The 16,637-nt window shown below is 63.8% G+C and carries 15 protein-coding genes and 1 pseudogene; 11 read left to right on the top strand and 5 right to left on the bottom strand.

What is annotated here, in order from left to right; translation table 11 throughout:
* Positions 1–18: 18 nt before the first annotated feature.
* Positions 19–954: a dihydrodipicolinate synthase family protein gene (locus tag F4827_RS16365; protein WP_183725011.1), complete on the bottom strand. Its 936-nt coding sequence runs from the start codon at positions 952–954 to the stop codon at positions 19–21.
* Between the two features lie 245 nt (positions 955–1,199).
* On the opposite strand from F4827_RS16365, the gene F4827_RS16360 reads away from it, so the two are divergent.
* The 6 genes from F4827_RS16360 to F4827_RS16335 all read left to right on the top strand — a co-directional run bounded on the left by F4827_RS16360 (position 1,200) and on the right by F4827_RS16335 (position 7,923).
* Positions 1,200–1,427, top strand: coding sequence for a PAAR domain-containing protein (locus F4827_RS16360; RefSeq protein ID WP_183725010.1), 228 nt, complete (start codon positions 1,200–1,202; stop codon positions 1,425–1,427).
* A 336-nt stretch (positions 1,428–1,763) separates the two neighbouring features.
* On the top strand, positions 1,764–1,955 hold the full coding sequence (locus tag F4827_RS16355) for a hypothetical protein (RefSeq protein ID WP_409258801.1): 192 nt from the start codon (positions 1,764–1,766) through the stop codon (positions 1,953–1,955).
* A 648-nt stretch (positions 1,956–2,603) separates the two neighbouring features.
* On the top strand, positions 2,604–3,347 hold the full coding sequence (locus F4827_RS16350) for a gluconate 2-dehydrogenase subunit 3 family protein (protein ID WP_183725009.1): 744 nt from the start codon (positions 2,604–2,606) through the stop codon (positions 3,345–3,347).
* Positions 3,347–5,122, top strand: a complete 1,776-nt coding sequence (locus tag F4827_RS16345) for a GMC family oxidoreductase (RefSeq protein ID WP_183725008.1) — start codon at positions 3,347–3,349, stop codon at positions 5,120–5,122. The genes F4827_RS16350 and F4827_RS16345 overlap by 1 nt, the downstream gene beginning before the upstream one ends.
* A 56-nt stretch (positions 5,123–5,178) precedes the next feature.
* Positions 5,179–6,525, top strand: coding sequence for a cytochrome c (locus tag F4827_RS16340; protein WP_260175261.1), 1,347 nt, complete (start codon positions 5,179–5,181; stop codon positions 6,523–6,525).
* Between the two features lie 204 nt (positions 6,526–6,729).
* A complete protein-coding gene (locus F4827_RS16335; protein WP_183725299.1) occupies positions 6,730–7,923 on the top strand; it encodes a porin in 1,194 nt (397 codons plus the stop codon).
* A gap of 115 nt (positions 7,924–8,038) precedes the next feature.
* On the opposite strand, the gene F4827_RS16330 is transcribed toward F4827_RS16335, so the two are convergent.
* Together F4827_RS16330 and F4827_RS16325 are read right to left on the bottom strand one after the other, a co-directional pair.
* Positions 8,039–8,257: a hypothetical protein gene (locus F4827_RS16330; RefSeq protein WP_167058221.1), complete on the bottom strand. Its 219-nt coding sequence runs from the start codon at positions 8,255–8,257 to the stop codon at positions 8,039–8,041.
* An 87-nt stretch (positions 8,258–8,344) separates the two neighbouring features.
* Positions 8,345–9,418: a TraB/GumN family protein gene (locus F4827_RS16325; RefSeq protein WP_183725006.1), complete on the bottom strand. Its 1,074-nt coding sequence runs from the start codon at positions 9,416–9,418 to the stop codon at positions 8,345–8,347.
* Positions 9,419–9,531: 113 nt separating this feature from the next.
* On the opposite strand from F4827_RS16325, the pseudogene F4827_RS16320 reads away from it, so the two are divergent.
* Positions 9,532–9,630 (top strand): annotated as a pseudogene (locus tag F4827_RS16320) (LysR family transcriptional regulator); the annotation flags it as partial.
* Between the two features lie 147 nt (positions 9,631–9,777).
* Entirely contained in the window at positions 9,778–10,767 is a 990-nt protein-coding gene (locus tag F4827_RS16315; RefSeq protein WP_183725005.1) for a zinc-dependent alcohol dehydrogenase family protein, read from the top strand.
* Positions 10,768–10,813: 46 nt separating this feature from the next.
* Here the strand turns inward: F4827_RS16315 and F4827_RS16310 are convergent, their stop codons facing one another.
* Positions 10,814–11,929: a 4-hydroxyphenylpyruvate dioxygenase family protein gene (locus F4827_RS16310; RefSeq protein WP_183725004.1), complete on the bottom strand. Its 1,116-nt coding sequence runs from the start codon at positions 11,927–11,929 to the stop codon at positions 10,814–10,816.
* 416 nt (positions 11,930–12,345) lie between these two features.
* Here F4827_RS16310 and shiA point away from each other — a divergent pair, with 416 nt between their 5' ends.
* Positions 12,346–13,665, top strand: coding sequence for a shikimate transporter (gene shiA / locus F4827_RS16305; RefSeq protein WP_183725003.1), 1,320 nt, complete (start codon positions 12,346–12,348; stop codon positions 13,663–13,665).
* Between the two features lie 16 nt (positions 13,666–13,681).
* On the top strand, positions 13,682–14,458 hold the full coding sequence (locus tag F4827_RS16300; RefSeq protein WP_183725002.1) for an IclR family transcriptional regulator C-terminal domain-containing protein: 777 nt from the start codon (positions 13,682–13,684) through the stop codon (positions 14,456–14,458).
* A gap of 12 nt (positions 14,459–14,470) precedes the next feature.
* Here F4827_RS16300 and F4827_RS16295 read toward each other — a convergent pair whose 3' ends face one another.
* The gene (locus tag F4827_RS16295; RefSeq protein ID WP_183725001.1) at positions 14,471–15,337 is read right to left on the bottom strand and encodes a LysR family transcriptional regulator; all 867 of its coding nucleotides are present in this window, start codon (positions 15,335–15,337) and stop codon (positions 14,471–14,473) included.
* Positions 15,338–15,464: 127 nt separating this feature from the next.
* Here F4827_RS16295 and ampC point away from each other — a divergent pair, with 127 nt between their 5' ends.
* Positions 15,465–16,631, top strand: coding sequence for a class C beta-lactamase (ampC, locus tag F4827_RS16290; RefSeq protein ID WP_183725000.1), 1,167 nt, complete (start codon positions 15,465–15,467; stop codon positions 16,629–16,631).
* Positions 16,632–16,637 lie beyond the last annotated feature (6 nt).

Below are 16,637 nucleotides of genomic sequence, written 5' to 3'. Positions count from 1 at the left end.
CAATCGGTTGCGCGAGGCTCAAGCGTGCGCCGCCGCCAGCGACTGCTCGAACGCCAGTAGTTCCTTCGCGGCCGCGCCAATCGCGGGCAACGCTTCAGCCGGCGACTGCGAGAGCAGCGGCAGGATCGGGCCCATATCGGCGATCCCGGACAGCGTCACGGCATCGTGCAGCACGCGGATCAGCGAGATGTCGTCGCGCAGCGTTTCGAGCGGCATGAACGCGTCGTAGAGGCGCTGGGCGTCGTCGGCGCGGCCTTCCTTGGCGGCCTTCAGCAGCGCCATGACGGCGTGCGAGGCGATGCAGCCCGAACCCGTGGTCCATGCGGCCAGACCGAAATCGCGCACATGCACTAGCGCCGGGCGCTCGCCCATGCCCGAGACCACCTTCGAAGCCGGCACGCTTTGCAGCAGACGGCGCAGGTACGGATCATTGGCCGGATCGGCGCGCACGATGGCGTACTTCACGGCGATCAGCGTGCCACGGTCGATCAGGCGCACCAGCGTGTCGACATCGACATAATCCTCGCTCTTGACATAGAGCGTGAGCGGAATGCCGGCGGCGTCGGCGATGCGCGTGAGGCCCGCTTCCACGCCTGCGGGCGTGGTGAAGCCTGCGAGCGGCAGCACCATGGCGGTCTGATACTTCGTCTGTGCAAGGATATGCGCCTGATCGAGCATCTTGCCGTAGTCCGGGCCGATGGCCGGGATCACGCGCGTTTGCGGCGCGGTTTGCTCCGCCAGCATGTCCAGCAGCTCGCGGAATTCGCTGACCGCGACGTGATAGAGGTTGGCGTTGCCACCGTAGAGCAGCGTGCGGATGCCGCCCCCTTCCATGTGGCGGATGAGCTTGCCGTTGGCTTCAACGTCGAGCGAGAAATCGGGGCGGCGTGCCAGAGGCGGCACCGCCATCACGGTCGAAGCGAATTCGCTCTCGACGATCGGGGACACGTTCATGAGGCCTCGTGCTGGGTGGGAGGGTTGTCGATAGCCTGAACAGTAGCACCGGGGCCGCTTAGTTGTCAAACAACTTGCGGATTTGTTGGGGTTTGTTTGGAGGGGGCCTGCCGACGCGCGCTTTGCTGCCGCCCTGCGTCAGCCACGTCGAATTCAGAATCTTCTCGTTGTCTCGATCAGGATAATTCGCGACCATCGGACCTTCCGGCAAGGTTTGAAACATATCAAGATTGGAGTCATTGCACATGCTGCGACTGATTTTATGCGCCGAGGACAAACCAGAAACCGGCAGCTATATCGATAAAAAGGTGTTACCGGGATCCCCAACCATTAACGGATTCCATCAAGCATTTATTGGCAGCAAATCATTCTGCGCTGCTTGCAAGAGTTTTGGATTGATTGAAAAATCTGGCGGCCCTTCCCGTCGAACTCATGGCGGGCTGGAGATTGCGCTGGACGGCGATATCTTGTGATGCCAATGTAGTAAGCCGCCAAAAATGAAAGCGACGACACAATCCATATCGCGTCACGACGACGGCATCGAGCACTTCGAGGCGTGCGATCCGCAAAAAAGCCGCGAGTGCAGCGGATTTACATGGCGCGAATTCTGAATTCGATGAACAGGTTCGGATTGTTAACGCCACTGAACGCGATGAATACCCTTATCGGATTCAATCACCTGATACCCAACACGTTAGCGGTCGCCTGAGTGCTACAGGATTGCTGCCACGCGTGAGCAGCGAATTTAAGCCGAAGACATCACTGGAGAGAATTGGGTATCCAGAATCAAGGGCAGAACTGGCATTGTTATGTTTGACGGTTATTGGTCTCGAGAGGGTGAAACCGCCGCCAACCCAAGTGGAGGACACATTGATCTTTGGAATGGAAGCAAGCTCACAGGAATCGGGACAGGATTTCGCGTGAACTGGAATATCGTCATTCCCGGCGTATGGGAAGATTTTCGGAAGTCACGCACAATCCAGTTCTTCCCTCTTAAATGAGATTCACGAGATTTGTCCTTGGCGCATTGTTCGGTGCAATCTTCGCCACTGCAGTCTCGTGGGGAGGGCTGTACCTCTATGGCCAATTTCGCCCGGCAGGTAGTCTGTTCGACGCAGATCCGCAGTCAGCGGATCTTTTTTTCGCGATTTGGCTAGCGCTGGCTGGGGTCCTTGCGGTGATCGTCGGTTACTTCACGTCGCGCCGTTGAAGAGAATTTCATCAGCGATTTTCATCAGACAAATTGCGCCCTCCGCCAGCGGACCTACCAAACCCTCTAGTCTCCTGACAACCCGCCGCGCTTATTCTTCCCCAAAAAGCAACAAAAGCGACGCCGTGTCTCTTGTCAGAGAGACCTACATGCGCATCGCAATCGCGGCAAACCGGCCGCCCGAAAAAGCCAGTAACTCGCTGATTCACATAGAATTCCCGACTCATCTCGCCACGCTGAGCTTGCCACCAACCCAAGCCACAGCCCCTCGCGCAGCAGCACCCCACCGCCCGTCCGAAATTGATTATTGTAAAATTCCCCGATAATCATGGAACCGGTTCCAATTACCATAGCCGCACAAAGCGGCCCAGGCTAAAAGCCGGTCCCCGCCAACGGCACGGCCGGATCAGGCCATGCCGAATTGATACAGAATCCAATCATGTCCGAATCTCCTCTCACGTCACGCCGGGGCTTCCTGCGCACGGCGGTGGTGCTCGTTCCCGCAAGCGGCGCCCTCGCGGCCTGCGAGGGCGGCTCGCAGTCGTCTTCCGGTTCGGCGCAGCAAGGCGGCCAACCCGCAAGCGCAAGCAGCCAGTCCGCGCAGGCCGAATACAAACCCCGCTTCTTCGATGCCCGCGAATGGACCTTCCTGCGCGCGGCCGTCGACCGTCTGATTCCCGCCGATGCCGAAGGCCCCGGCGCGCTCGACGCGGGCGTGCCTGAGTTCATCGATCGTCAGATGGATACGCCCTACGCGCACGGCGCGCTCTGGTACATGCAAGGGCCTTTCCAGCAAGGTGCGCCGGAACTCGGTTATCAGTTGAAGCTGGTGCCGCGCGATCTCTATCGCCTCGGCATCGCGGCGGTCAATGCGTATTGCTCGAAGGCGTACGGCAAGGAATTCGACGCGCTCGACGCCAGCACGCGCGACGCGGTGCTGGGCGCGCTCGAAGCGGGCAAGGTCGAACTCGACGGCGTGCCGGCCAAGGTGTTCTTCGGTCAGTTGCTGCAGAACACCCGCGAGGGCTATTTCTGCGATCCGATCCACGGCGGCAACAAGGATATGGCCGCGTGGAAGATGATCGGTTTTCCCGGCGCGCGCGCCGATTTCATGGATTTCGTGAACCAGAACGGTAAGGCTTACCCGTACGGTCCGGTGTCGATCAACGGAGAGCGCACGTAATGGCGATCAAGAAACCTCATGTGGACGCGGTGGTGGTTGGCTTCGGCTGGACCGGCGCGATTCTTTCGAAGGAACTCACGGAGGCGGGTCTGTCCGTGGTCGCGCTCGAACGCGGCGAGTATCGCGACACCTATCCCGATGGCGCGTACCCCAACACCATCGACGAGCTCACGTACAACATCCGCAAGAAGCTCTTCCTCGATCTGTCGAAGACCACCGTTTCGATCCGCCACAATGCGGCCGAAACAGCGCTGCCCTATCGTCAGCTTGCGGCCTTCCTGCCCGGTGAAGGGGTAGGAGGCGCGGGCCTGCACTGGTCGGGCGTGCACTTTCGCATCACGCCGGAAGAGCTGCGCCTGAAGAGCCATTACGAGGAGCGCTACGGCAAGAAGTTCATCCCCGAAGGCATGACGATCCAGGATTACGGCGTCAGCTACGATGAACTGGAGCCGCATTTCGACTTCGCGGAGAAAGTCTTCGGCACTTCGGGCCAGGCGTACAAGGTGGGCGACAAGGTCGTGGGCGACGGCAATGTGTTCGAAGCACGCCGAAGCGACAATTTTCCGTTGCCCGCGCAACTGAATACGTATTCCGCGCAACGCTTCTCCGATGCCGCGAAGTCGCTCGGCCTGCATCCGTATCGTCTGCCGTCGGCGAATACGTCGGGTCCGTACACGAACCCGTATGGTGTGCAGATGGGCCCGTGCAACTTCTGCGGCTATTGCAGCGGCTACGCGTGCTACATGTATTCGAAGGCCTCGCCGAATCTGAACATTCTGCCCGCGCTCAAGCAGGAAAAGCACTTTGAATTGCGGGCGAAATGCCATGTGCTGCGCGTCGAACTCGACGCTTCGAAGAAGCGCGCCACCGGCGTCACCTATGTCGATCCATCGGGCCAGGAAGTGTTCCAGCCGGCCGATCTGGTGATCGTTTCCGCGTTCCAGTATCACAATGTGCACCTGCTGCTGCTCTCGGGCATCGGCAAGCCGTATGACCCGGTCTCGGGCGAAGGCGTGGTGGGCCGCAATTTTGCGTATCAGAACCTCTCGACCATCACCGCATTCTTCGACAAGGACACCTACACGAATCCGTTCATCGGCGCAGGCGGCAACGGCGTGGCGGTGGACGACTTCAACGCCGACAACTTCGATCACGGTCCGCTCGGTTTCGTCGGCGGCTCGCCGCTGTGGGTGAACCAGGCGGGCGTCAAGCCGATCAGCGGCATCGCCACGCCGTCGGGCACGCCCAACTGGGGCTCGCAGTGGAAGAAAGCCGTGAAGGATCACTATGCGCACACCGTCTCGATGGATGCGCACGGCTCGAACATGTCGTATCGCGATGTGTTCCTCGACCTCGATCCGACCTATCGCGATTCGTACGGTCAGCCGCTGTTGCGCATGACGTTCGACTGGAAGGACAACGACATCAAGATGGCGCAGTACGTGACGGGCCAGATGAAGAAGATCGCCGAAGCAATGGGTCCGCAGGCCATCAACGTCTATACGCGCGAATTCGGCGCGCACTTCGACTCGCGCCGCTATCAGACCACTCACCTCGTGGGCGGCGCAGTGATGGGCGAGAACCCGAAGACGAGCGTGATCAATCGCTATCTGCAGAGCTGGGACGTGCACAACGTGTTCGTGATGGGCGCGTCCGCGTTCCCGCAGGGCATCGGCTACAACCCGACGGGTCTGGTCGCCGCGCTCGCCTACTGGTCGGCGAAGGCCATCCGCAACCAGTATCTGAAGAACCCTGGCCCTCTGGTGAGCGTGTGACGAGCCGCATGAAGACGATCTTTTCCCCTACGCGCTTTGCGCACACAGTTTTGCGCATGACGGTTGTGGCCGCAACGTTGTCGGCTTTCGCACTGACTGCCCCCGTTGCCGCCAGCGCCGCCGATGCACCCGCCGCCAGCAAGGCCCAGGCTCAGGCCCAGACCGGCACCGCACTGCTCGCGCGCGGCGAATATCTCGCGCGCGCCGGCGACTGTATCGCCTGCCACACCACCCCAGGCGGCAAGCCCTTCGCGGGCGGCCTGAAATTCGACACGCCCATCGGCGCGATCTATTCGACCAACATCACTCCGGACGCCGATACCGGCATCGGCAAGTGGAGTTACGCGGATTTCGCCAAGGCGGTGCGCGAAGGCGTGCGTCCGAACGGCGAGACGCTCTATCCGGCGATGCCCTATCCGTCCTACGCGCGTCTGTCCGATGACGATATGAAGGCGCTCTACGCGTACTTCTCGAAGGGCGTCGCGCCCGTGGCGGCGAGCAATCGCGCCGTGGATATCCCCTGGCCGCTGTCGATGCGCTGGCCGCTCGGCATCTGGCGCACGATGTTCGCGCCGAAGGTGCAGGCGTTCGACGGCGCGCATTACAACGACGCGATCGTCTCGCGCGGCGCGTATCTGGTGCAGGGTCTGGGCCACTGCGGCGCGTGTCACACGCCGCGCGCGCGCACGATGCAGGAACTCGCGCTTACCGACCTCGAAGGCGACGATTTCCTCGCGGGCGGCGCGCCCATCGACGGCTGGGTGCCCGCGAGCCTGCGTGGCAATCCGCGCACCGGCATCGGCACATGGAGCGAGGACGATATCGTCCAGTTCCTCAAGTCCGGCCGCAATCTGCACACGGCGGCGTTCGGCGGCATGACCGATGTGGTCCAGCACAGCATGCAGTACATGACCGATGCGGATCTGCTGGCCATGGCCCGCTATCTCAAGACACTGCCGTCGAGCGACGCGAAGGAAACGCCCTACGCCTACGATGCCGCCGCCGGTCACGCGCTGCAAAGCGGCGATGCCAGCGCACGCGGCGCGGCCGTCTATCGCGACAACTGCATGGCCTGCCACCGCAGCGACGGCCACGGCTACACGCGTGTGTTCCCCGCGCTCGGCGGCAATCCCGTCGTGCAGGGCACGGACGCCACGTCGCTGATCCACGTGCTGCTCACGGGTGCGGCGCTCGAAGGCACGAAGGCCGCGCCGTCGACTTTCACCATGCCGCCGTTCGGCTGGCGCCTTTCGGATCAGGAAGTCGCCGATGTCGCCACTTTCGTACGCACGAATTGGGGCAACACCGGCGCGCCGGTGAGCGCCGGCGACGTAGCCAAGGTGCGCAAAACGGTCAGCATCACCGCGCCCGAGATGCCGCCGGGCGCCTCACTCAAGCGTTAAGACCTGAAACGCGGGGTTTTCGTGCGCCGCGTCACGCCGCGCGCGAAAAAGGCACTGGCGCTTTCGCCGCGACTCCGTAAAATCCACGCCTCTTTTCCGCACGCAGGCACAGGCTGCCACGCATTTTCACGCGAGGCAGCCTGTGCCTGCGGCATAACAAGAGACCGCTGCATGGCGGTCCACCACTCATCGAGACAACACATGATAAAAAAACACCTGATCGCTGCACCGATTCTGATGTCGCTCGCGGGCGTCGCGGCGGCGCAGGGCTCCGTCACGCTTTACGGGATTGTCGATGCGGGCATCAGCTATCGCAGCAACGAACGCACGGGCAGCGCCGGCGCGTATCAAGGTCATTCGAATGTGGGCGTGACGAGCGGCAACCTCTCGGGTAGCCGCTGGGGCCTCAAGGGCAAGGAAGACCTCGGCAATGGCCTCGCCGCGATCTTCCTGCTCGAAGGCGGCTTCGACATCACCAACGGCACCTCGGGTCAAGGCGGCCGCCTGTTCGGCCGTCAGGCCTTCATGGGCCTCGCCGACAAGCAATACGGCTCGCTCACGATGGGCCGCCAGTACACCTCGCTCAACGACTTCGTCGCGCCGGTTGCGCCGGTCAGCGTGGTGGGCGGCTTCGGCGCGCATCCGGGCGATATCGACGATCTCGACCAGACCACGCGCGTCGACAACTCGATCAAGTACACCAGCGCGAATTACTCGGGTTTCTCGTTCGGCGCGTTGTACGGTTTCGGCGGCCAGGCAGGCACGCTCAAGCGCAAGAACACCTGGAGCGTGGGTGCGGGCTACGCGAACGGCCCGCTGCACGTGGGCGTGGGCTACGAGCGCTCGGACAACAGCAAGACCGGCCTGACCGATAGCACTTACGGCAAGTGGCAAGGCACCTTCGACGGTACCTTCAATTCGTCGATCAACGAAGGCTACGCGAGCGCGCAATCGCAGCAGGTGGTGGCGACGGGCGCCACGTGGGACTTCGGCACCGTGCTGGTGGGCGTGAACTACAGCAACGTCCAGTACAAGGCGGGCGCGAACTCGCTCTACTCCGGCACGGCGGCCTTCAATATCGCAGGCGCATTCGGCATGTGGAACGTGCAGCCGCGCACGCACCTGATCGCGGGCTACAGCTACACGCGCGGCAACCACGTCGACGGTCTCGACGATGAAGCGCAGTACCACAATGTGTCGCTCGGCGCACTTTACGATCTGTCGAATCGCTCGACGGTGTACCTGCTCGCGGGCTACCAGCACGCTTCGGGCATGACGCTCAATGCGCTCGGCGAGCCGGTGGCGGCGACGGCATCGGTATCGGACAAGGGCAACAGCCACTCGTCGGCTGCGCAATCGCAGGCCATCGTGAGCATTGGCTTGCGCCATAAGTTCTAAGCGTCACAATGCAACAGGGCACGCGGCGCGGTTGCGCGGCGTGCCCTGCGTGCGGTTCGCCATGGTGGCGAACCCTTGCCTTATTCAATCAGGAATCCGGATCAATCCGGGAGCGTCAGTGCAGAACCTCGGGACGGGCGAGCAGGCCGATAAATTCCTCGATCGACAGCGCCGGGGCGAGTTCGGAGAGCGTCGAGTAGATCACGGTGTCGTAAATCGCGGAACCTGCTGCCGATTCCAGCTCGACACCCGCGACGGCGGCCCGATACTCGGCGCGCTCGTGGGCGATCGAGAGAATCAGTTGCGCTTCGGATTTGGAAAATGGCGTCTTCATATCCCGGCTAACGGCGTTGCCGGGGGAACCTTTAGGGTAAGGCGCGGTAATGCGCAAACGTTTTAGAGCGAAAGCAAAACGCAAGCTTCAACGTGCCGCGACCTCATGGGGCGCCATCAACTGCGGCGGCGCGGGCGGCGTCACGGCAGCGGGCGGCGTCACCGTATAGCCCGCGTCGCGCAGATGTTGAAGCAGCGATCGATCGCCGAAGAAGTGACCCGCACCCACCGCCACGAGGATCGGGCCCTTGCCGTAGAAATAGCCGTCGCGCTCCAGCGTGGCCGCAAAAATATCCGTGCCGCGCGCGAAGAGATATTGGCTGAAGTCATAGTGCGCGTCACTCTCACCCGCATAGCGTGCGTTCGCCAGATGCTCCAGCGCCGCGGCGTCGCCCTTCGCCCACGCGGCCTGAAACGATTCGTATGACACTTCGCCTGGCGTTTTCGCGCCGCGCAGTCCTTCGCACGCGCTTTGTAAAAACGCTTCCTGATCGGCGGCGGGCATGTGGTCGAACAACTGCATGCCCTGTTCCATCGTTTCCAGATAGATCAGAGGAATCTGCCGCCGATGCGCCAGCGCTTCCAGCCGCTCGTCGATGCCGGGGAATACCAGTGGTGAAGCGGTCCTCACGAAATGCACGTTTTTCGATCCGTCGCTCGCCCAGCGCCATTGATGCAGCCGCACTGCCTGCACCGCGAAGCCCGCCAGCCAAGGTTTGGTCTGGAAGAACGCGTGGATGTCGGCGCCGCTGTCGCGCGCGCAACGGGCCAGCGATTCCGCCGTCATCGAACTGACGTGATTGGTGAGATTGTCGCTCGCCGGATAGAAGCCGATGCGCCGCACCGTCTGCGTATCCTCGGGCGTGGGCTTCGTGTGAGTCTCCAGCACGATCGCCTGCACGCCGTCCGCGATCGAGGCGAGCGCCGCGTTCACGCGCGGATCGTCGCTTGCCAAAGCATGAATGGTCGGCAACAGGATCAGGGTGGGATGGCCGGGCGAGCGCGCGATCCACACGGGCGGATGATCTTCGGCGGACAACTTTGGCGCGGGAACCTGCGCGTGTGCGTGCGTCGCATGCGCGGCCGCAAACAGCAAAAACGCGAGCGAGACCGCGCACAGCGTCGCGCCCCATGTCCCGGAGATCTGCCTGGTGCCTGACATTGCTCGACCGATTGCTCGACCCATTTTTCGACCCCGCCAGAGGGGAAGGCCCGCTTACAGCTTACGTCACGCGGTGGCCTGCATCCGTGCGCCAAGCCACACGTCGCGCCGCGCCCGTGCCCAAGCCGGTGTCGGTCGTGTATCCGCACCGCGATCATCTGCCGGGCAAGGTGCGCGTATTCATCGACTGGATTTCGGAACTCGCGGCGCGCAGGCTGCCGGGGTAACACTTCGGCTGCAACAAAGGCACGCCGATTGTTATCGATCGAATCACAATGAGTGATCACGCCGCGCGTTGATCCGTGCGGCGCCGCGGCCTACGATGTCCCTTCGAATCCGTTCGATCGAAGGAGCCTGATATGTCACGCGTCGTCCGTTTCAACCGCACCGGCGGTCCCGAGGTCCTGCAAATCGAAGAAGTCGATGTGGCCCCGCCCAAGGCCGGCGAAGTGCAGATCCGCATCAAGGCCATCGGCCTCAACCGCGCGGAAGTGATGTACCGCAACGGACAATACACGCACGCGCCGCGGTTTCCCGCGCAACTGGGCTATGAGGGCTCGGGCGTGATCGAAGCCGTGGGCGAAGGCGTGACGGATTTCGCCGTCGGCGACGCGGTGAGCGTGGTGCCCGCGTTTTCGTTTCTCGATTACGGCATGTACGGCGAGCGCGTGAACGCGCCGGTGCACGCGGTCGTGAAGAACCCACCTGGGCTCTCGTTCGAGGAAGCCGCCGCAACGTGGATGATGTACACCACGGCGTGGGGCGCATTGATCGAACTCGGCGGCCTCAAGCAGGGCGAAGCGGTATTGGTGGGCGCCGCGTCGAGCAGCGTGGGCCTCGCCGCGATCCAGATCGCCAACCGGGTCGGCGCGACACCGATCGCGCTTACGCGCAGCGACAAGAAGCGCGATGCGCTGCTCAAAGCCGGCGCGAAGCATGTGATCGCCGGCGGCGGCGCGGCGCTCACGCAACAGGTGCTCGACATCACGGATGGGCGCGGCGCGCAGATCGCTTTCGATCCGGTGGGCGGCCCCGAAGCCGCCCATCAACTGCGTGCGCTCGCGCGTGACGGCACGTTCTTCCAGTACGGCGCGCTCGACGTACGCGATCTGGGCGTGCCGGTGATGGACCTGCTGGGCCGCCATTTGACCGTGCGCGGCTACGAGCTGTTCGAAATCACGACGAACGCCGCGCGTCTCGAACGCGCCAAACGTTTCATCACCGAAGGCCTCACGACCGGCACGCTCAAGCCCGCGATCGACCGCACCTTCGCCTTCGAGCAGATCGCCGACGCGCATCGCTACATGGAAGCGGGCGAGCAGGTCGGGAAGATCGTCGTGACGGTCTAAGCAGCTTTAAGCAGGTTCAAGCAGGCTCAAGCAGACTCAAGCCGCCTTAAGCGCCGCCCTGCGCGGCGCGCGCCTTCGCCAGCACATCCAGATTGCCCTCACCGAAGCCCTGGTGACCGCTGCGCTGCACCACCTCGAAGAAGATTTCGCCCGCGCGGCGCTTCACAAAAGTCTGGAAAAACAGGCGCGGCACGCCGTCTTCGCCAATCTCCCCGTCGATCAGGATATGGCGCTGGCGCAGCGCCTGCAGATCGACGCCATGACCCGGCAGGCGCGCATCGACGGAATCGTAATAAGCGGCGGGCGGCTCGACGAACTCGACGCCGTTCGCCATCAGCGCATCGATGCAGGGCACGATATCGTCGGTGGCGAGCGCAATATGCTGCACGCCCTCGCCCGGATGATCGGGCAGATATTCGTGCATGAGCTCGGTGCGGCGCGTGCCTTCCTCATAGACCGGAATGCGGATATCGCCGTCCGGCGACACCATCACGCGCGACTCCTGCGCGACGTGCCAGTTCGCGTTGATCTCGTGAATCTCGCGGAAATGCAGCAGGTCGCGATAAAAATCCAGCCATTCGCCGATACGCCCCGCCCCCACTGTCTGCGTGAGGTGATCGACGCGCTGCAGGCCGGTGCCGCTGTGTTCCAGATCGGCCTGAGCCGTGGCCACGTCGATCGGACGAAAGTCGATATCGAAGATCGAAATATCGCCCACGCCGCCACGTTGGCCGCCCCGGCCGCGCCAGCGGTCGACGAAATAAATATGCGAGTCGCCAATGCCCTGAATGGCCGGAATGCGCAACTCGCCCGCGCCGATGCGCTCGCCCTCGTAAGCCCAGGCGCCCAGCCGCAGCGCATGCTCGAACGCGCGCCGCGCGCTGTCCACGCGCACGCCGATCGCGCAAACACCCATGCCGTACTCCTCGGCATAGCGGGCGGCGAACGAATCGGGCTCGGCGTTGACGAGGAAATTCATCTGGCCCTGACGCCACAACGTGACGTCCTTGCTGATGTGACGCGCGATGGCCTTGAACCCCAGCTGCGCGAGCTGCGCCGCCAGCGCGGCGGGCTCGGGCGCCGCGAATTCGACGAACTCGAGCCCGGCCATGCCGAGCGGATTGGCCTGCTCCGCTGCAGCGGAAATAGGGGTGGACGACATGCGGGAAGCTCCTGATACCAGACGATGAAGCGTCGAAACGAAAAAGCGGCAATGAAACCAGGCGGCGCATACAGCCAGAGAGTGCGTGCAGAATGCGCGCGGCGCAAGCCCCGGTGCGACGCCGAATGAGAGCTTGCAACACGCATCGCGGCACCGGGCCGCCGCGCGGCAATTTTAACCAATTCGTACATTGCGCCAAAGACGGCCGCCTTTCTGCTGGCGTGCGATCCTCCGTGCTAACCCTCAAAGCGTTCGATAATCGCACACTTATGGGCGATAATCGCGCGTTTCGCGCGTTGTATGCATTGAAACGGGGCGCACGCGGCTCTATGCTCCGTTTCACCTCTGCGAGGCAACGCGCCCGCAGGCATCACATCAGGGCAGACCAAAGCGCTGCCGGGACTGGAGACACCCTCATGACCCCCACCCTCGAATCCACGGGCGCGGCCGAGCCGTCCAACGCCAGCCAGGCGCGCAGCCAGGCGCAGAAAGCGGCGCTTGGCAGCTTCGTCGGCGCCGTCGTCGACTGGTACGACTTCCTGCTGTATGGCATCGTCGCCGCGCTGGTCTTCAACGCCGAATTCTTCCCTGCCATCGGTAAGAACATGGGCACGCTGGCGGCCTTTGCCACCTTCGGCGTGGGCTTCCTGTTCCGCCCGCTGGGCGGCGTGGTGTTCGGCCACTATGGCGACCGCCTCGGGCGCAAGCGCATGCTCGTGCTCACCGTGATGCTGATGGGCCTGTCCACGGTCGCCATCGGCCTGTTGCCCACGTTCGCCTCGATCGGCTGGTGGGCGCCCGTGCTGCTCGTGCTGATGCGCGCGATCCAGGGCTTCGCCGTGGGCGGCGAATGGGGCGGCGCGGCGCTCATGGCCGTGGAGAGCGCGCCCAAGGGCAAGAAGGCGTTCTACAGCAGCGGCGTGCAGGTCGGCTACGGCGTCGGCCTCGTGCTCGCCACCGGCATCGTGGCGCTGCTGAGCCATCTGCTCGGCGATACGGCGTTCCGTGCGTGGGGCTGGCGTCTGCCCTTCCTGTTCAGCGTGGTGCTGGTGCTGATCGGCCTGTGGGTGCGTTCGAGCATGGACGAGTCGAAGGAATTCGTCGAGAAAGTCGAACACGGCCATCGCAAGCTCAAGATGCCGGTGCTCGAAGCGCTCACGCGTCATCCCAAGGCGTTTCTGTACATCATCGCGCTGCGTCTGGCCGAGCTTTTCACGATGTATATCGTGACCGCTTTCGCGCTGAGCTATTCGACGGCGAATCTGGGCCTGTCGCGCGATCTGTTCCTGGGCATCGGCCTCTTTGTGGGCGCGCTGTCGTGCGTGACGATTCCCTGTTTCGCCTGGCTCGCCGACCGTCTGGGCATGCGCCGCATTTATCTGATCGGCGCGGTGATTGGCCTTGCCAGCGCGGTGCCGTTCTTCCTCGCGCTCGAAGCCCGTTCGACGCTGTGGATCGTGATCTTCTCGGTGGCGCTAGCCAACCTCGCGCACGATATGGTGGTGAGCGTGCAGCAACCGCTCTTCACCGAACTGTTCGGGGCCGAATACCGCTACAGCGGCGCGGGCGTGGGCTACCAGTTCGCCAGCGTGGTGGGCGGCGGCTTCACGCCGTTCATCGCCGTGGCGCTGGTGGGCGTGGGCGGCGGCACCTGGCATCTGGTGGCCGCGTATCTGGCGGTGGGCTGCCTGATCTCGCTGATCGTGGCCGCGCGCATGAAGCCCGCGAAGGCCTGATTTACGCGCACCCATCTTGCCGGCAAAAAAATCTACCCTCGACAAACGCGACTGGATCGCAGGCCTGGAAAAAGGCCTCGCGATCCTCGAAGCGTTCGACAGCCAGCACGCGCGCATGACCGCGACGCAAGCCGCCGAGCGCACGGGCCTGTCGCGCACGGCCGCGCGGCGCTATCTCCTCACGCTCGAATCGCTGGGCTATGTCTATACCGACGGGCGCCTGTTCGGCCTCACGCCGCGCGTGCTGCGCGTGGGCTGGTCGTACTTCGATTCGGCGCGCCTGCCGCGCACCGTGCAGCCCTATCTCCAGCAACTGAGTGCGACGCTCAACGAATCGGCCTATGTGAGCGTGCTCGACGGCTGGGATCTGGTCGTGATCGCGCGCAACGGCGTGTCGCGCGTCATGACGACGGGCTTCGTGCTGGGCGCACGCGTGCCCGCGCCGCTGATCTCGCCGGGCGTGGTGCTGCTCGCGTACAAGGATGACCAGCAGGCGGTGTCCATGTGGCTCGACGGCGTGGAGCTTGCGCCCTTCACGCCGCACACGCTCACCAGCGCCTCGCGGCTGCGCGAAAAGATCGTGCGCGCGCGCGCCGATGGCTACGCGCTCATCGAACAGCAATTGCAGTTAGGCGTGCGCGGCGTGGCCGTGCCGCTGCGCAACCGGGCCGGCGAGGTAATCGCGGCCTTGAGCACGAATATGTCGATCGGCAGCGAAAGCACGGAAGCCGCCCTGCAGCGCGTGCTGCCGCATCTGCAGGAAACCGCGCTGGCGATGCTCAACGTGCTTTGACGCAGCTTTTTTTCAGCCCGCAGCTTCGGCGACGATCCAGCTTTCGAACAGACGCATCGCCGGCGTCATCGCCCGCGACGCCAGGCTCGTGAGCCAGTAACTGCCCGTCGGCACCTCGATATCGAAAGGCCGCGCCAGCATGCCGGCCTGCAACTCGCGCGTGAACATGCGCGCGGGCGCAAGCGCCACGCCCGCGCCCTGCATCGCCGCTTCGGCCATCAGCCGCGACGAATCGAAGATCGGCCCGCTGACCGTCCACGCCTCGATCCCGGCCGCCTCGAACCAGCGCAGCCATTCGTCGGTGCGATAGGAGCGCAGCAGCGTCTCGCGCGCGAGATCCTCGGGGCGGCGCAAACGCTGGGCGATTTCAGGCGCGCACAGCACCGCCAGCGGCGCGTCGAGCAGCCGCGTGTTCTGCGTGGCGGGCCATTTGCCGTCGCCAAAACGAATCGCGAAATCCAGCCCCTCGCCCGCCAGATCGACGAGATTGTTATTCGTCAGCAGCCGCAGTTCGACAAACGGATGCGCCTCGCGAAACGACTTGAGGCGCGGCATCAGCCAGCCGATCGCAAACGTCCCCACCACGCCCACCGTCAGCACTTCATGCAGGCGGCCGCCCTCGAACTGCTTGAGCACGTTTTCGATACGGCCGAACGCGTCGCTGAGCACCGGCAGCAGCGCGCGCGCCTCGTCCGTCATGCCCAGGCCGCGCGGCAGACGCCGGAACAAGGGCACGCCAAGCCAGTCTTCGAGCATGCGCACCTGTTGACTGACGGCAGCCTGGGTGACCTTCAGTTCGAGACCGGCGCGCGTGAAACTCAGATGGCGCGCCGACGCCTCGAAAGCGCGCAACGCATGCAGGGGCACATTGGGACGCATGGACGATCCATAATTTTTTCTTTTGGGTGAGGCAAATTATCATCGCTTGTCGGCGAGGTGGCAACGCCAGAGAATGCACGTCGCGCAATGCATGCGACGCTTCATTCAACTAATCATGACCTGAACGATGAATATCAAGACAAAAGCGGTACTGATGGCTTCGACCCTGGCGCTGAGCTACGCGGCGGTGAGCGCGCATGCGGCGCAACCCGCCATGAAAGCGGCGGTCGATGCCGCGATCGGGCCCGTGCAGGCGCAGTACGGCATCCCGGGCGTGGCGGTGGGTATCAGCGTGGATGGCAAACATGCGTTCTACAACTACGGCGTGGCGTCGAAGGCAACCGGTGCGCGGGTCGATGGCGACACGCTGTTCGAAGTCGGGTCGGTGACCAAGACGGTCACGGCAACGCTCGCGTGCTATGCGCAGACGCAAGGCAAGCTTTCGTTTGCCGCGCCCGTGACTCACTACGTCAGCGCGCTGCGCGGCAGCGTGTTCGACCATGTGAGCGTGCTCAACCTCGGCACGCATACGTCGGGCCTGCCGCTTTTCGTGCCCGACGCCGTGACCAACGACGCGCAGCTGACCGCCTGGCTGCGCAACTGGCAACCCGCGAGCGCGCCGGGCACTCAGCGCGTGTATTCGAATATGGGCATCGGCCTGCTGGGGCGCGCCGCGGCGCAGAGCCTGGGAAAGCCCGAGCGCGAAGCCGTCGAGCAGGACATGCTGCCTGCCTTCGGCATGGCGCATACATGGCTGCGCGTGCCGCCCGCGAGCGAGGCGCATTACGCCCAGGGCTACGACAAGACCAATACGCCCAAACGCATGAATCCGGGCGTATTCGACGACGAAGCCTATGGCGTGCGCACCACCAGCGCCGACCTCGTGCGCTATATCGACGCCAATATGGGCATCGTGCCGCTCGACGCCGCCTGGCAGCGCGCGATCGATTGCACGCATACCGGCTATTACACGGCGGGGCCGTTCACGCAGGATGTCGTGTGGGAACAATATCCGTGGCCGGTTGCGCTCGACACGCTCGAACGCGGCAACGGCCCCGACGCGATCCTCAAGCCGACGCCCGCGCGCGCGCTCACGCCGCCGCTCGCCCCGCAGGCGGATGCGCTCATCAACAAGACGGGTTCGACCAACGGCTTCTCGGCCTATATCGCCTATGTGCCCGCGCGGCGCATCGGCGTGGTGATACTCGCGAACAAGGCGTATCCGAACGAGGCGCGCGTGCGTGCGGCGTACGCGATCCTGGAAGCCCTCGATAAGGCGAACGCGCGGCGCTGAGCGCCT

The organism is Paraburkholderia bannensis, from assembly GCF_014200455.1.
GTDB lineage: Bacteria > Pseudomonadota > Gammaproteobacteria > Burkholderiales > Burkholderiaceae > Paraburkholderia > Paraburkholderia bannensis_A.
This window is presented reverse-complemented; position numbering and strand designations above follow the sequence as displayed.

Coding starts and splice junctions, on each gene's coding strand:
- F4827_RS16365 (WP_183725011.1), bottom strand. CDS start 954: ATGAACGTGTCCCCGATCGTCGAGAGCGAATTCGCTTCGACCGTGATG.
- F4827_RS16360 (WP_183725010.1), top strand. CDS start 1,200: ATGCTGCGACTGATTTTATGCGCCGAGGACAAACCAGAAACCGGCAGC.
- F4827_RS16355 (WP_409258801.1), top strand. CDS start 1,764: ATGTTTGACGGTTATTGGTCTCGAGAGGGTGAAACCGCCGCCAACCCA.
- F4827_RS16350 (WP_183725009.1), top strand. CDS start 2,604: ATGTCCGAATCTCCTCTCACGTCACGCCGGGGCTTCCTGCGCACGGCG.
- F4827_RS16345 (WP_183725008.1), top strand. CDS start 3,347: ATGGCGATCAAGAAACCTCATGTGGACGCGGTGGTGGTTGGCTTCGGC.
- F4827_RS16340 (WP_260175261.1), top strand. CDS start 5,179: ATGACGGTTGTGGCCGCAACGTTGTCGGCTTTCGCACTGACTGCCCCC.
- F4827_RS16330 (WP_167058221.1), bottom strand. CDS start 8,257: ATGAAGACGCCATTTTCCAAATCCGAAGCGCAACTGATTCTCTCGATC.
- F4827_RS16325 (WP_183725006.1), bottom strand. CDS start 9,418: ATGTCAGGCACCAGGCAGATCTCCGGGACATGGGGCGCGACGCTGTGC.
- F4827_RS16315 (WP_183725005.1), top strand. CDS start 9,778: ATGTCACGCGTCGTCCGTTTCAACCGCACCGGCGGTCCCGAGGTCCTG.
- F4827_RS16310 (WP_183725004.1), bottom strand. CDS start 11,929: ATGTCGTCCACCCCTATTTCCGCTGCAGCGGAGCAGGCCAATCCGCTC.
- shiA (WP_183725003.1), top strand. CDS start 12,346: ATGACCCCCACCCTCGAATCCACGGGCGCGGCCGAGCCGTCCAACGCC.
- F4827_RS16295 (WP_183725001.1), bottom strand. CDS start 15,337: ATGCGTCCCAATGTGCCCCTGCATGCGTTGCGCGCTTTCGAGGCGTCG.
- ampC (WP_183725000.1), top strand. CDS start 15,465: ATGAATATCAAGACAAAAGCGGTACTGATGGCTTCGACCCTGGCGCTG.